Annotated in this window: 14 protein-coding genes; 10 read left to right on the top strand and 4 right to left on the bottom strand. The window is 38.5% G+C overall.

Going from position 1 to position 13,641, the window contains the following annotated elements:
* Nucleotides 1-20 precede the first annotated feature (20 nt).
* The 5 genes from tolQ to pal all read left to right on the top strand — a co-directional run bounded on the left by tolQ (nucleotide 21) and on the right by pal (nucleotide 4,546).
* Nucleotides 21-719 carry a protein TolQ gene (gene tolQ / locus I8T81_RS04765; protein ID WP_019457278.1) on the top strand — a complete coding sequence of 233 codons (699 nt, stop codon included), beginning with the start codon at nucleotides 21-23 and terminating at the stop codon, nucleotides 717-719.
* On the top strand, nucleotides 719-1,171 hold the full coding sequence (tolR, locus tag I8T81_RS04760) for a protein TolR (RefSeq protein WP_002052868.1): 453 nt from the start codon (nucleotides 719-721) through the stop codon (nucleotides 1,169-1,171). The genes tolQ and tolR overlap by 1 nt, the downstream gene beginning before the upstream one ends.
* 3 nt (nucleotides 1,172-1,174) lie before the next feature.
* Nucleotides 1,175-2,584 (top strand): cell envelope integrity protein TolA, encoded by a 1,410-nt coding sequence (gene tolA, locus I8T81_RS04755; RefSeq protein WP_198072231.1) that lies wholly within the window; start codon nucleotides 1,175-1,177, stop codon nucleotides 2,582-2,584.
* Between the two features lie 90 nt (nucleotides 2,585-2,674).
* On the top strand, nucleotides 2,675-3,955 hold the full coding sequence (gene tolB / locus I8T81_RS04750; RefSeq protein ID WP_004699885.1) for a Tol-Pal system beta propeller repeat protein TolB: 1,281 nt from the start codon (nucleotides 2,675-2,677) through the stop codon (nucleotides 3,953-3,955).
* 27 nt (nucleotides 3,956-3,982) lie between these two features.
* Nucleotides 3,983-4,546: a peptidoglycan-associated lipoprotein Pal gene (gene pal / locus I8T81_RS04745; RefSeq protein ID WP_198072230.1), complete on the top strand. Its 564-nt coding sequence runs from the start codon at nucleotides 3,983-3,985 to the stop codon at nucleotides 4,544-4,546.
* Nucleotides 4,547-4,603: 57 nt separating this feature from the next.
* On the opposite strand, the gene I8T81_RS04740 is transcribed toward pal, so the two are convergent.
* Nucleotides 4,604-4,792, bottom strand: a complete 189-nt coding sequence (locus tag I8T81_RS04740) for an NF038105 family protein (protein ID WP_002052586.1) — start codon at nucleotides 4,790-4,792, stop codon at nucleotides 4,604-4,606.
* Between the two features lie 182 nt (nucleotides 4,793-4,974).
* On the opposite strand from I8T81_RS04740, the gene I8T81_RS04735 reads away from it, so the two are divergent.
* The 5 genes from I8T81_RS04735 (at nucleotide 4,975) to I8T81_RS04715 (ending at nucleotide 8,245) form a co-directional block, all read left to right on the top strand.
* On the top strand, nucleotides 4,975-5,946 hold the full coding sequence (locus tag I8T81_RS04735) for a class 1 fructose-bisphosphatase (protein WP_004699879.1): 972 nt from the start codon (nucleotides 4,975-4,977) through the stop codon (nucleotides 5,944-5,946).
* Between the two features lie 59 nt (nucleotides 5,947-6,005).
* Complete coding sequence (locus I8T81_RS04730) at nucleotides 6,006-6,782, top strand: TrmH family RNA methyltransferase (protein ID WP_004699877.1); 777 nt, start codon at nucleotides 6,006-6,008, stop codon at nucleotides 6,780-6,782.
* A 159-nt stretch (nucleotides 6,783-6,941) separates the two neighbouring features.
* Complete coding sequence (locus I8T81_RS04725; protein WP_019457282.1) at nucleotides 6,942-7,556, top strand: RNA polymerase sigma factor; 615 nt, start codon at nucleotides 6,942-6,944, stop codon at nucleotides 7,554-7,556.
* Nucleotides 7,546-7,866, top strand: a complete 321-nt coding sequence (locus I8T81_RS04720; protein ID WP_019457283.1) for a hypothetical protein — start codon at nucleotides 7,546-7,548, stop codon at nucleotides 7,864-7,866. Before I8T81_RS04725 ends, I8T81_RS04720 begins: the two co-directional genes overlap by 11 nt.
* Entirely contained in the window at nucleotides 7,856-8,245 is a 390-nt protein-coding gene (locus I8T81_RS04715) for a DUF3106 domain-containing protein (protein ID WP_004699871.1), read from the top strand. The genes I8T81_RS04720 and I8T81_RS04715 overlap by 11 nt, the downstream gene beginning before the upstream one ends.
* 81 nt (nucleotides 8,246-8,326) lie before the next feature.
* On the opposite strand, the gene I8T81_RS04710 is transcribed toward I8T81_RS04715, so the two are convergent.
* The 3 genes from I8T81_RS04710 to hda form a co-directional block, all read right to left on the bottom strand.
* Nucleotides 8,327-10,753 (bottom strand): CSLREA domain-containing protein, encoded by a 2,427-nt coding sequence (locus tag I8T81_RS04710; protein WP_198072229.1) that lies wholly within the window; start codon nucleotides 10,751-10,753, stop codon nucleotides 8,327-8,329.
* Between the two features lie 15 nt (nucleotides 10,754-10,768).
* Nucleotides 10,769-12,622, bottom strand: coding sequence for a rhombotarget A (gene rbtA, locus I8T81_RS04705; RefSeq protein WP_174735458.1), 1,854 nt, complete (start codon nucleotides 12,620-12,622; stop codon nucleotides 10,769-10,771).
* A 306-nt stretch (nucleotides 12,623-12,928) separates the two neighbouring features.
* A complete protein-coding gene (hda, locus tag I8T81_RS04700) occupies nucleotides 12,929-13,627 on the bottom strand; it encodes a DnaA regulatory inactivator Hda (protein WP_004699865.1) in 699 nt (232 codons plus the stop codon).
* Between the last annotated feature and the right edge of the window lie 14 nt (nucleotides 13,628-13,641).

Here is a 13,641-nt window from a genome sequence, read left to right as displayed (position 1 = left end):
AGCAACCGGCATATGTAACTATGGCAACAAACATCGAATCAACCCTGCATATTTCTGACCTTATCTTACAAGCAAGTCCAGTCGTCCAATTGGTCATGCTAATTTTATTGTTAGCATCAATCTTTAGTTGGTATTTGATTGCCAAGTTACATATGGGTTATAAAAAGGCACGTCAAGGTGATGAACATTTTCAAAAAATGTTCTGGTCTGGTGCTGAACTTAATACGCTCTATAACAACGCACAACTCAACTCAAAACGTTCAGGTCTTGAGGATATTTTTTATCAAGGGCTGAGTGAATTTTTCAAACTTAAAAAGCGCCACGCTTCTACCTCCCAAACGATCGAAGGTACCGAACGTATTTTACGTGTTGGTTTAAGTCGTGATCAAAGTACTCTTGAATATGGCCTTGGCACTTTGGCAAGTATCGGTTCTGTTGCACCATATATCGGCTTATTTGGCACAGTGTGGGGAATCATGAATGCTTTTATTGGTTTAGCTGCCGTTGACCAAGTGACTTTAGCAACGGTTGCACCGGGTATTGCCGAGGCACTTATTGCAACTGCAATTGGCTTATTTGCTGCCATTCCTGCAGTACTCGCTTTTAACCACTTTACGGCTAAAGGTGAAAGCGTCTACTCTGACCGCGCATTATTTGCCGAAGAAATGATTGCTTTATTGCAACGTCAATCTGTGGGTCCATCACAGGAAGATGCATAATGGCTATTCAACGTTCAGGGCGCTTTGAGCGCATAAAAAAACCATTAAAAAGTGACATGAACGTCGTACCCTATATCGATGTAATGCTCGTACTCTTAGTTATTTTCATGGTTACTGCTCCCATGATTACTAGCGGTATTAAAGTCGACTTACCTCAGGCAAATAATCGTCCAATTGAATCCAAAGATATGCCAGCCATGGTAACGATTGGTAAAGATGGCAATATTTATCTTCAATACCAAGACTATAAAGATAACGAGCCACTTTCTCGTGAAAAGCTCGAATCTGTATTAAGTGAAGCGCAAAAGCAAGCTGAGCAGGAAAACAAACAGCTTACGGTTTTAGTGAATGGTGATAAGTCACGCCCTTACGGCGAGGTCGTATCATTGATGGCAAGTTTACAAGAAGCAGGTTTAACTCAAGTTGGCCTTCTGACAGAGCCTTTAAAATAAGCTATGAACAAAAATCAAAAGCCTCCTTTTAAACAGAATGCGATTGCATTGGGCTTCACACTTGGAGTTCATGCAATTGCTATTGTCGGCTTGCTTTTTTTAGGCTTGAGTAAACCACCTGAACAGCCCAAAAAGCTAACTACTATTTTAGTTAAGCCAGAAGATTTACCACCGCCTTTAGCAAAAGAAGTTGAGCCACAAACTACAGCAGAAAATCAGGCAGAAGAAGTTCTAAGCCCAATTGTGGATGAAAATCTTCCTCAAAATCTTCCAGCAGTACCATCACCTCCTCCTCCGCCCACAGCACAACATCTGGTTGCCCAAAAGCAAAAAGCTGAGCAGGCACAGCAAGCAAAATTAGCTGAGGAAAAACGTAAAGCCGAAGAAGCTGCTAAAGCGAAGCAAGCTGCGGAACAACAACGTTTAGAGGAAGCTCAAAAGCAGCAAGCTGAAGCTAAGCGTCAAGCTGAGGCAAAAGCTGCAAAAGTTGAAGCCGAACAAAAGCGTAAAGCTGAAGCTGAGGCAAAAACCAAACATGAACAAAGTGAGGCTCGCAAAGCTGAAGAAGCTGCTAAACGAAAAGCTGAGGCCGAGGCAAAACTGAAACGTGAAGCAGAAAATGCAAAACTTCAGGCACAGCAAGAAGCAAAACGTAAAGCTGATGCTGAGGCAAAAGCGAAACATGAAGCTCGTAAAGGAACTGAAGATGCTAAACGCAAAGCGGCTGAAGAGGCGAAAGTTAAACAGCAGAAAGTAGCTGAGGATGCCAAGCGTAAAGCTGAAGCTGATGCAAAAGCCCAAAAGCAGAAAGCGGCTGAGGATGCTAAGCGTAAAGCTGAAGCCGATGCAAAAGCTCAAAAGCAAAAAGCGGCTGAGGATGCCAAGCGTAAAGCTGATGCTGACGCAAAAGCTAAACACCAAAAAGCTGCCGAAGATGCTAAGCGTAAAGCTGAAGCCGATGCAAAGGCTCAAAAGCAGAAAGCGGCTGAGGATGCCAAGCATAAGGCTGATGCTGACGCAAAAGCGAAACAGCAAAAAGCGGCTGAAGATGCAAGACGTAAAGCTGAAGCTGAGGCCGAAGCAAAAGCTGCATCTGTTAAAAAAGCACAGGAAGAAGCCGCTCAGAAAAAGGGTGAAGCCAAAAAAATTGCATCTTCAGCGAAGCGTGATTTTGAGCAGAAAATTAGAAATGCTTGGGATATTCCAGCAGGAACATCAGGTCAAAAAGCTACTGCGCGTGTAACGTTAAGTGATAGTGGAGCTGTATTATCAGTTATTGTTAGCTCTAGCAACCCAGATGTTAAAGCTAGTGTTGAAGCAGCGATTCGTTCTGCTGCGCCTTATCCTATGCCATCTGATCCTGATGCTCGACGCGAAGCAAGATCATTCAGTTCAACATTTACTGCAAAATAAGTATCTTGTTACATGCTTTAAATAGTTTAAGGCATGTAACTATGTTACAAAATCCACAGTCACAAAAATGCCTTCAATGACTTTAAACCTATGAAAACGAGCCGCAAACACCTTTTAGCCTTAACGCTGCTTACAGCATTAAGTCCTCTTGCACCAACAGCTGCATTTGCTCAACTACATTTAGAAATTGCAAAAGCACCTGATCAGGCGCCTAAAATCGCTATTGTTCCGTTTAACAATGACAATGGACTTTATCCAATTGTTGAAACGGACTTAAACCGTTCAGGACGTTTCACAAGTTCATCGAAAAACTTACCTGCAAATGCTGCTATTAACCAGATTCAAGCATCTGATTGGCAAGCTGCAGGTATTCCATACGTTGTTACAGGGCAAATTAAGCAAACAGCTGATGGGTTTGAAGTCCATTACCAACTTTATGATGTGCAAAAACAGCAATATCTTCTAAATGAGTTGTTAAATGTACCTGCTTCGCGCATCCGCCAAGCTGGACATATGGTTAGTGATGCTATTTATCAAGCTTTGACTGGTATTGCAGGCGACTTTAGTGGTCGTATCGCTTATGTATTACGTAATCCAGCTACTCCTGCTGAACGTTACACTTTACAAATTGCGGATACAGATGGTGAACAACCAAAAACTGTTCTCTCTTCACGCGATCCGATTCTATCTCCGACATGGACTCCTGATGCCAAAAAAATTGCTTATGTTTCCTTTGAAACTAAACGTCCAGCAATTTACCTACAAGATCTTTCTACTGGAACACGCGAAGTACTGACTAGCTTTAAAGGTTTGAATGGTGCGCCGAGCTTTTCACCAGATGGTAAATCAATGCTATTTACAGGGTCAATGAATGGTAACCCTGAAATTTATCAAATGGATTTATCAACTCGCCAAATCAAACGTATGACAAATGACACGGCAATTGATACAGAAGCTCGTTACACCCCAGATGGAAAAGCTTTTATTTTTACATCTGACCGTGGAGGCTCTCCTCAAATTTATCGCTATGATTTTGGAGATGGCTCAGTAAAACGTTTAACATTTAAAGGGTCATTTAATGCACGTGGCACTCTAAGTGCAGATGGTAAAAAAATTGCACTGGTGCATCGACCAAGTGGTAGCAACTATAAGGTTGCTATCCAAGATATTAATACAGGGATTGTTAATATTCTTACCCCTACGAGTTTAGATGAATCACCAAGTTTCTCACCAAATGGACAAATGGTGGTTTACGCAACTCGTGAAGGGAACCGTGGTTTACTGTCTGTCATGTCCACTGATGGTCGTTTCCGTATGAATTTACCAAGTGAACAAGGTGAGGTACGTGAACCAGCCTGGGCACCTAAATAACTTTTTCTTCCATTGATGGAGATGATGATGAAATCAATCAAATATTTGGCTTTTCCTCTACTTAGTGTAGCGCTTGTCATGACAGGTTGTGCGAGCCGTAAACCAGCAACGACTGCAAATGCTGGTACTACAAACCCAAGCACCGTAAACACGACAGGTTTAAGTGAAGATGCTGCATTAAATGCCCAAAATTTGGCAGGTGCTTCATCAAAAGGTGTAACTAAAGCAAATAAAGCTGCTTTAGCTAAACGTGTTGTTCACTTCGATTACGACAGTAGTGATTTATCTGCTGAAGATTATCAAACACTTCAAGCCCATGCTCAGTTCCTTATGGCAAATGCAAACTCAAAAGTTGCATTGACAGGTCATACAGATGAACGTGGTACACGTGAATACAACATGGCTTTAGGTGAGCGTCGTGCAAAAGCTGTTCAAAGTTACCTCATTACAAATGGTGTAAATCCACAGCAACTTGAAGCTGTAAGTTATGGTAAAGAAGCTCCTGTTAACCCAGGCCATGACGAATCAGCTTGGAAAGAAAATCGCCGTGTTGAAATTAACTATGAGGCAGTTCCTCCTCTATTAAAATAAAATATCCCTTTAAAAAATAAACGCCCATCTATGGGCGTTTATTTTTGCTTTCTTAATTTAAGAAGATTTATTTTCCTCTTCTTCTGAATGTTGCATCGACTCAATCAAATCATGCTTATTAAAAGCTTTATATTCAGGTTTAGCTTCATAGTCTTTCCAAGCTTCCTGAACACTTTCTTTCGAAATTTCTTCTAAATTGATTGGTTCACCTGCCGTTGGGGTCGCATCAAACTTCTTAGTTGTCATTTCGATTCTCCTAAATATACATTCCTTTGCTATGCAAACAACATACCATGTAAAATGGAGCTTGTAAGCATAAATGCAACACAAATAAAGTAAGATAATTTTTATTTTCCGGCATTCTCATCTAGAATATGCCACGTATTTATTTGACTCATTTTGATGCTTGCGCACAGGAGCGTTTTTTTATGTCCAACCTCACATTGTCCCAATTTTTACAACAACAAAAAGGGAACCTAACACCTGAGTTGGCCCAAGTCATCGACACTATTGCTACGACTTGTAAAACCATTGACCAAGCCCTACAAAAAGGTGCATTGGCTGGAATTTTAGGTAGTGCTGGTAATGAAAATGTTCAAGGTGAAACACAGAAAAAACTTGATGTGATTTCTAATGACTATTTAATTGATGCTTTAAAAGTTCACCCTCATGTTGGTGGTCTTGCATCTGAAGAGCTTGATGAATTTACACCTGCGCAAGAAAACGGCGAATACTTAGTTTTATTCGACCCATTAGATGGCTCAAGTAATATTGATATCAACATGTGCGTAGGAACAATCTTCTCGATTCTTCCTGCAAAAAATGCAGTGACACAGTCACAAGATTTCATGCAAGCAGGAACTCAACAGGTTGCTGCTGGTTATGTGTTATATGGCCCATCAACAATGATGGCTTTAACCGTTGGAAACGGTGTAGCTTTCTTTACTTTAGACCCAGAAACTCAAACATTCTTACTTACGACAGAGAATGTTCAAGTATCAGCAGACACTCAAGAGTTTGCAATTAACGCATCTAATCAGCGTCATTGGGAACAACCAGTAAAGCAATATATTGAAGAGTTACTTGCAGGTAAAACATCTGTACGTGAAAAAGATTTCAATATGCGTTGGGTAGCGTGTATGGTAGGCGATATTCATCGTATTTTATGCCGTGGCGGTATTTTCCTTTATCCATATGACTTAAAAGATCCTAAGAAAGCTGGTCGTTTACGTTTAATGTATGAAGCTAACCCAATGAGTATGCTTATTGAACAAGCAGGTGGTTCATCAACTACTGGCCGTGTTCGTATTTTAGATATTGAACCTACAGAGCTTCACCAACGTGTTCCGGTAATTATTGGTTCTAAAAATGAAGTGGAACGCGTAACAAGCTATCATTAATAATTTAAATTATAGAAGGGCGTCATATAGTATGATGACGCCCTTTTGGATATATCCTTATGGCGGTTATTTTTTTAGAATCAAAAGACAATGCAAAAATTAAACATTTGCGTGGTTTAATTGAACTCAATAGCGCCCGAAAAAAGCATCAGCAAACAGTTCTTGAAGGTACTCACCTTTGCCTAGCTTGGTTACAACAACAGAAAAAGCTCTTTTCGTTGTTTACGACTGAACAGGCGTTGGAACATGACGATTTAAAGAAAATTATCGAACTTCATCAGGGTCATGTTTTTATTATTAGTGAAGTTCTATACAAAGACTTAAGTACCTTAGGTAATACTCTTCCTTGTTTGGCTATTATTGATTTACCTAAAACAGCATCAACGATTGATTATAGTTTAGACACTCTAATTCTCGAAAATGTACAAGACCCAGGCAACGTAGGTACATTATTACGTTCAGCAGCAGCAGCAAATATTAAACAAATCATTTGTACCCAAGGCTCTGCCTCCCTTTGGTCTCCTCGCGTTTTAAGAGCAGGTATGGGAGCTCATTTTAGCTTACATTGCTTTGAAAACTTTCAATTGACCGATATTCTTCCTAAATTCGATATTCCTGTTTTCGTTACAAGTTCTCATCGCTCAACCAGTCTTTATTCAAAAGATCTTTCAAAGCCATGCGTTTGGATTTTAGGCAACGAAGGACAAGGCGTAAGTGATTATGCTTTAGAGCATGCGCAGTCGGTGACAATACCGCAGCCCGGTGGTCAAGAGTCATTAAATGTAGCAATTGCAGGATCTATTTGTTTTTTTGAAATGGTTCGCCAACGCCAATAAAACGTTAATTTATTTTACATCGCTCATATTTGTGAAAAAAATCATTTACACTACTAAAAAATAGCCGATTGTTGTCAACCTCCCACCTCTTTTCAACGTTATATAAGAGATATATTGAAGATAAGGTGGGTACGTCCAATGACAGGATTTTCCATCTCCATGGATTTAGCACCGAAAAAGTCTCGATCGGAAGCATCTAGTGTTCATGCCAGCACGGCTGAGCAACGCCTAAAGGTTTTTATGCAAGATGTTACGGGTCGTGCTTTGGTGATGATGGAGAGTGCTACCCAAGGTCAACAAGGCATTGCGATGGACTTGGTTCAAGAAGCATTTATTGCTTTACACAAGTCTTACGCCGATCGAAGTACTGAAGAATGGTATCCGCTGTTTTATACTATTCTAAATAACAAGCTTCAGGATTGGCGTCGTAAAGAAGCACGTCGGGCAAATCCATTTTCATTCTTCAAAAAAGTTAGTCTAGACAATGATGATGAAGAAATCATTGATGTTGTCGATGAAAAAGCAATCAATCCAGCAGATTTTCTAGATCAAGCAGTGACGATAGAAGAGATACGAGAAGCGATTGCAAAACTACCTGTTCGTCAACAGCAGGCTTTCATGTTACGTGCTTGGGAAGGGTTTGACACTCATACTACAGCACAAATCATGAACTGTACTGAAGGTAGTGTCAAAACCCATTATCATCGAGCAATTCAGGGACTTAGAGAGTACTTAGCACATTTAAATCCCATGGGAGGTTCTAATGAATCATGATGATTTCACTAAAAAGGTGACGTCTAAACTCGATAGTTTGGCTGATCACCATAAAAATAAAACAGTGGTAATGAATCATGTGCTTGACCATATCCAACAGAAGCCAGCATCTTACTATAGTGTCTGGAAAATGACGGGTTTCGCACTTGCCGCAGCAATTACTGGTTTTGTCATTTTACCAAATTCAGCGGAGTTGATCGAAAAGCCACAAAATCAAGTTATTGTAAATCCTAAATTATCGCCACAGATGGTTGAAGATTTAGAAATGCTGATGGTGTTGGGTGAGGATAAAGTTCAACATGGTAGCTAAAAAGTTAGCACTTATCCTTTGTTCATTAAGTTTCCTGCAAACAAGTTTTGCGGGTTTTGAACGTTTCTGGATTTTTTCTAAAGATGCCAATACACAAGTAGATGATACTTGGAATGCTATGTCTGAAGAAGAACAACGAGCTGTAATTAAGCGCTATCAAAGCTTAAAAGAATTACCAGCGAACCAAAGCGCTAATCTGCAACAACGCATGGATTGGTTCAACCAACTCCCAGATGCAGAAAAGCAGAAAATGCGTGAAGCTTGGCAAAAAATGAGTACACAAGAGCGTAATGATTTACGTCAGCGTATGCTTAAAGCAAGTGCAGATGAAAGAACAGCTATACGCGAAGAATATATCAATAAATATTTAGAACACTAACCTAAATTTCTAATAAAAATGCTTGTTTTGAAATCCGACTAGCAATAAAAAAGCCTCCTATGGAGGCTTTTTTATTTTTTCTTATTTACGATAACGTCTATAAGCAATCAAACCTAACAGTGATGCAATAGAGAGAATGCCTATACCTCCCCCACCACTTCTTGAATCATCAGTTGTAGTTGCTGTACTTACTAAATTAATCGTTCCTGCGCTAGCTGAAATAGTTCCATCTGCATCGTATACATAGTAGGTCAATGTGTCATTGAAAGTATTAAACACGTTGCTCGCTTGAATATAGATGTTACCACCATAGCAAGTATTACCACTATCATCTTTAGGACACGGACCTTCCCGATCTGCTTTCACTACCTTGAAAATACCGTCTTTTGAGGTTTTGCTTGGTATATAAATTGGTAACTCCACACCTTGATCATTTACCCAAAATTTAGGTTTATTTGGTTTAGTCTTAAGTGTGTTTACAGGACCATCCCCATCATCATTAGCATACTGCAATAAATTTAAGGGAATGATTTCATTTGCTAAATACTTAAACGTTACCGTACCATTACCGGCAACGGGTGGAATATTATCAAAGCGAGCTTCCAATAGCCCAGATGATTGTGTGGTTCCATCTTTACTGCTAATCGTATATTTACAATAGTTATAATCACCAGCTTGGGTAATAATATCATCTGATCGATAGAATACAATTTGCTGCAAAGCAGCATTCCATTCACAAAAGAGTCCATCATCTTTTTTAATGCTGGTAACTTTATCGTCGATTAATCCGGTTCCAACAGTTTCAAGATTAATATTATAATCCGTTGTATTAAAGAACTTTAAAACATGATTACTATCTTCATTTGGCAAAGGCAAGCCATTTGCTTTCAAATCAATATAGATTGCTCGATATTTTGCATTTGCTTTGGTTTGATCAAGAAGGTTTTTATAATTTGCTGAATCAATTTTTAATACATTCAACAAATACGCATAATCTGGATTCAATATATTCTTCTGAACCGTATCATATTGAGATTGATACTTAGCCAGCAAATCCGTAAGAGAGGTATTACCTAAACCTTTTATATCACCAGCAGTAAGTTTCATTAACTCGACTGAGCCAATATCACAACTATTACGACTATTTGGTTGATAATATAATTTACTGTCCGCAAGTCGTGATAAACCTCGTTGGTCTATAGACGTACAGGTATCTTTACCTTCAGGATCTACATCTACTAGATTTTTTCCACCAATATTATTTTTTGGATAATAAATGGGCAAAAAACCAGTTTCTGGAGCAGATGCATGTAAAGGTTCAAGTAATGCATTAAAAGACTGACCAGCTATATCAACAGTTCGGTGTGTAGCCGTGAGTGCTTCTGTTGGTAGGTCACATTTTGCTGAATCATTTGTCAGATTCAGAGCATTAAATGATAGTGCGAAACCAGCATTTTTTAAATCAGCCGCAGGTCCTATAAAGTAATGACAAGCATAGGTTCCCAAATTATAACCAATTACATTAAACCTTAACTCTTTACTTCCCATAGTGTCATATAAGAAGGTGCTATAAGCGTTATTTTCAACAATAGTATTATTTTTTAAAGATAAACTACTGTTAGCGCTAAGTATGGTTGAAGGATTAGGAGTACCGTTTGGAGTAGCATCACCGGTAAATTTCAAAATACTGCCATTTACTGTATTTGCAATATTTTGAGCAATAGTATTAATTGTAAAAGTTGCTTTTGGCTCCCCGCAAAACTCAAAAGTATTATTAGAGCTATTTGAACCATTATTGATAATACTAGATGAGGTAAATGTTACTTCTCGTTTTGCATAGGCTGTACCATTCCAACAGCTCATCGAAAGTACACTTCCAGATGTTGCTGTATTACCTTGAATTAAAGAATGTGTTGTAGACAAATTAACATTATCACCACCCAGAAAAATTGCTCCTCCTTTTGGAGCTTGAGAGTTTAATATCTGAGTATTGAGCAATGTGACATTGCCACCAGCATAAATCGCACCGCCAAAATCTGGTGCTACACCATTTTCCAAAATAACGTTTTGAATAAATAGAGGCTGTTTATTTACGGCTGTGTTGAAAATACGCGATTTTCCAGCAGCATTTATTATTGTCTGTAACGGTTGTAGTGCTGGATAGTCATTGGTTAACACACTTTTTTCTGACCAATTTTTATCTTGATCTTTTTCACCGAACCCATAAATTGCTATATCTGCATTGGGAACCAGCTCTTTATTTAATGTATAAGTCCCTGCTTTTAGTTGAATCACCTGACTTTTAGAGGTGTTATAGACGGTACATCCATAATCAGATCTTCGTGTTTCAGCAACTTTTATTGCTTCTCTTAACGAGCAAGCATTAGGATTCTCACCATCCTCATCTGCAAAAGTTGTAACTTCAATTCTTTGATTTGTTGTATCAGCAAAAAGAGGCATAGCCGCCAGCACGGCTAGTGCTAATACTGCTTTTTTATAATTTTTCATAGTCCTCATCCCTGATTATGACTTGAAACGGCGTAGCGCGATTAAACCAAATAACCCTAAAATTAAACCGCCACCTACACTTCCCCCACCACCAGTACTTACAGATTTATCTTCGATACCAGATAAAGGTTCTTGGACTACAGTTGCCGGAATCGAGACATATTGGAAATCTGAACCATCATTAAATCTTGATACACTCGTAACAACTTGAATACTAAAAATGTCTGCACCATGCCAGTTTCCATTTGGTGTGTAAACGACATTTCCGTTCTGGTCTATTGTTATGCTGCCTTTAGAAACTGGAGTATCAGTACTCTGTTTTATTTTTAAACAGCCTGGTTGCCAGTCTTTACCATCAGGTCGATCACCAAATAAACGTTTACAAGTAGCAGGTGTGACCAAATCAGCTTCACTTAAAGAATCTAAAATATTAAATTTTGCAACTTGTCCATATTTAATATCCTGCCCAACAGTCGCAATTTCATTATTTAAAATATATTCAATTGCTCCTAAGTCGCACAGCTCATCATAGCCACTACGGTTTTTTCCACGTTGGTCAAGTCTTTCACAACTAGCCAATCCAACTGATGAACCATCACTATATAACCGTCCTTTATTGATAATTAAAGAATCAGCTAGGCTATTATAACTCTCAAGTAGGCGAGGCTTAAAAAACCCAAGAAAGCTATCTTTCGGCGTGCTAAATGGGCATAACAAACCATCTTTCGCTGTTACATCACAGACACCTTCATCGATATCTCCAGCGATTAACTTTTCACTAGCAGGAAAAAGGATATTAGGTAACTTTGCAGTAGCATTACGATTACAATCAGAAATAACTAAATTACTTTGAATAACGGTCTTGTCATCTGTATTTGCAGTACAGTTTGCAGTGTTACCCACTAATATGCTGTTCGAAACAGAAGCATTTCCCTGTGGAGCATCGAGAAATAACCCAGATGCATTTTTGATCATTGTAATGTTATTAACAAACATTCCATCTTTAATGTTTGCAATAAATCCAACCTTATTATGGAAGAATGTACTGTTACTAAAGCCTATAGCACGTACATTTAAGTATCCTCCTGTACTTTCATCATCAAATTTTGTTGCACCATAAAATAATGCGCCATCTGACGAAGAAACTTCATTATCACGTATTACAGATTGAGTAACGAGATATAAAGGCTGTTCACTATAAATAACACCACCTTGAGTCGCTTTATTATTTTGAATCAAGCTATTTATAATATTTACAAAACCAGCAGTTTGGCCTGTTTTAGATAACAATCCTTGATTGTAAATTGCTCCACCCTGATTTGCATATCCACCAATCAATCGTGAATTTTGGATAGTCAATTTTTCATGGTTTAAAATTAAACCACCTGTTAATACATTAGAGTTTGAACCTGCGCCTTGTAAGTTAAGATCACTCAAGGTCACAGCAAAGGATGCTTTTTCTACACTACCATCATCAATTTTAAATAGCTGATCTGTACCCACCATCTTTATTGTTGCGTTATGGGAACCAGGCTGATCAGTATCAACTATCGTAGAATCATTTTTTGCGGTACTGATCGTAAGAGGGGCTGTAATCGTTATTTTTGAATTTAACGTATATTCGTTATCACGCTGCAAAATAATATTTGATGAGGAATCTTTATTCCCACAGCCATGATAGCCATTTGCATACTTTTCAACATCAGCAGCGTTTGATGAACCACGATAATTCAGAAATTGTACCGCTTCTCGTAAGGTACATACCGTATCATCTTTATCTTCATCAACTAAACTTGTGACTTGAATATCAGCAGAATAAGCGTGCCCAGCAGCAGCCAATAATGCAAAAGCAATGCTCCGTTTGAGCATACCCTTCTCCTTACCTATTTTTTTCATTTTTCTTTGTCAATATTGCAAAGTTTTAACTTTTGCAAACGCATCCTTTGTGCGTACTTTGTCACAGGAGTCAGAATTTCTCAAGATGTTTTGATCGGTCTATAGCGTCATTTTAGATAAGCAGCTTCATAAATATTTGCTTAATTAAACATCTATTAATATATGTAGATTTTACTTATCTAAAAATTTAGTAGTGCACTTTAGAATTTAAATTATAACTAGTTAATAGATGAATATTTTTTATAGTAAAGCACAGGCTTAAGCTAAAATTAAATTTTTTTATTGTTGATACTCATCAATTAAAGCATAGATTTGTCTTAAAGTTGCATTTGACAGCTTCGTCTTCTCACCTTTAAGAAGTTTCTCTAATTGAGCTACCGTTTGCAATAATACAGAAGCCTGATGAGGTCCATGCAAAAGCAAATAATCTACAATCTGCTGATCGAAATGGATCCCACGTCTAGACATTACAGAGGTTACTAAAGCATAGCGATCAGCATATAAGCTTCCACTTGGCACTTTTACACTCACTGCTTGAGTAAGTCTTGATTGCAAATCTGGTAACTCTAATTTCAATTCAATCGGCGCAACACGCGAAGAAAACACGAGTTGCCCTTCATGATTATTCATTAAGTGAAAAACCGCTTTTTGCCAATGAGGTACACCACTAATTGACTCAATATCATCTAAAGCAACTAGGTCATAGTGCTCTAAACAAGTAATTGCCTCAATTGGAGCGTCAAGTAGTTCAAGCAGAGAAACTTTTATTGCAGACTTGCCTACTTCTAAATAAGAATCACAAATTGCTGATAGCAAATGACTCTTTCCCGTTCCTGCTCCACCATAGATATAAAATCTATTCACTAGACCTGCATGTAATTGACGCACTGCATCAACTACATGCCCCCAACCCGGTCCCGAAAAATCACTGATTCGAGCATCAAGTTGAGGTTCTATATCCAGTTGGAGTTGACGCATATAATGAATTGGCC

This window comes from Acinetobacter seifertii (genome assembly GCF_016064815.1).
Classification (GTDB): domain Bacteria; phylum Pseudomonadota; class Gammaproteobacteria; order Pseudomonadales; family Moraxellaceae; genus Acinetobacter; species Acinetobacter seifertii.
This window is presented reverse-complemented; position numbering and strand designations above follow the sequence as displayed.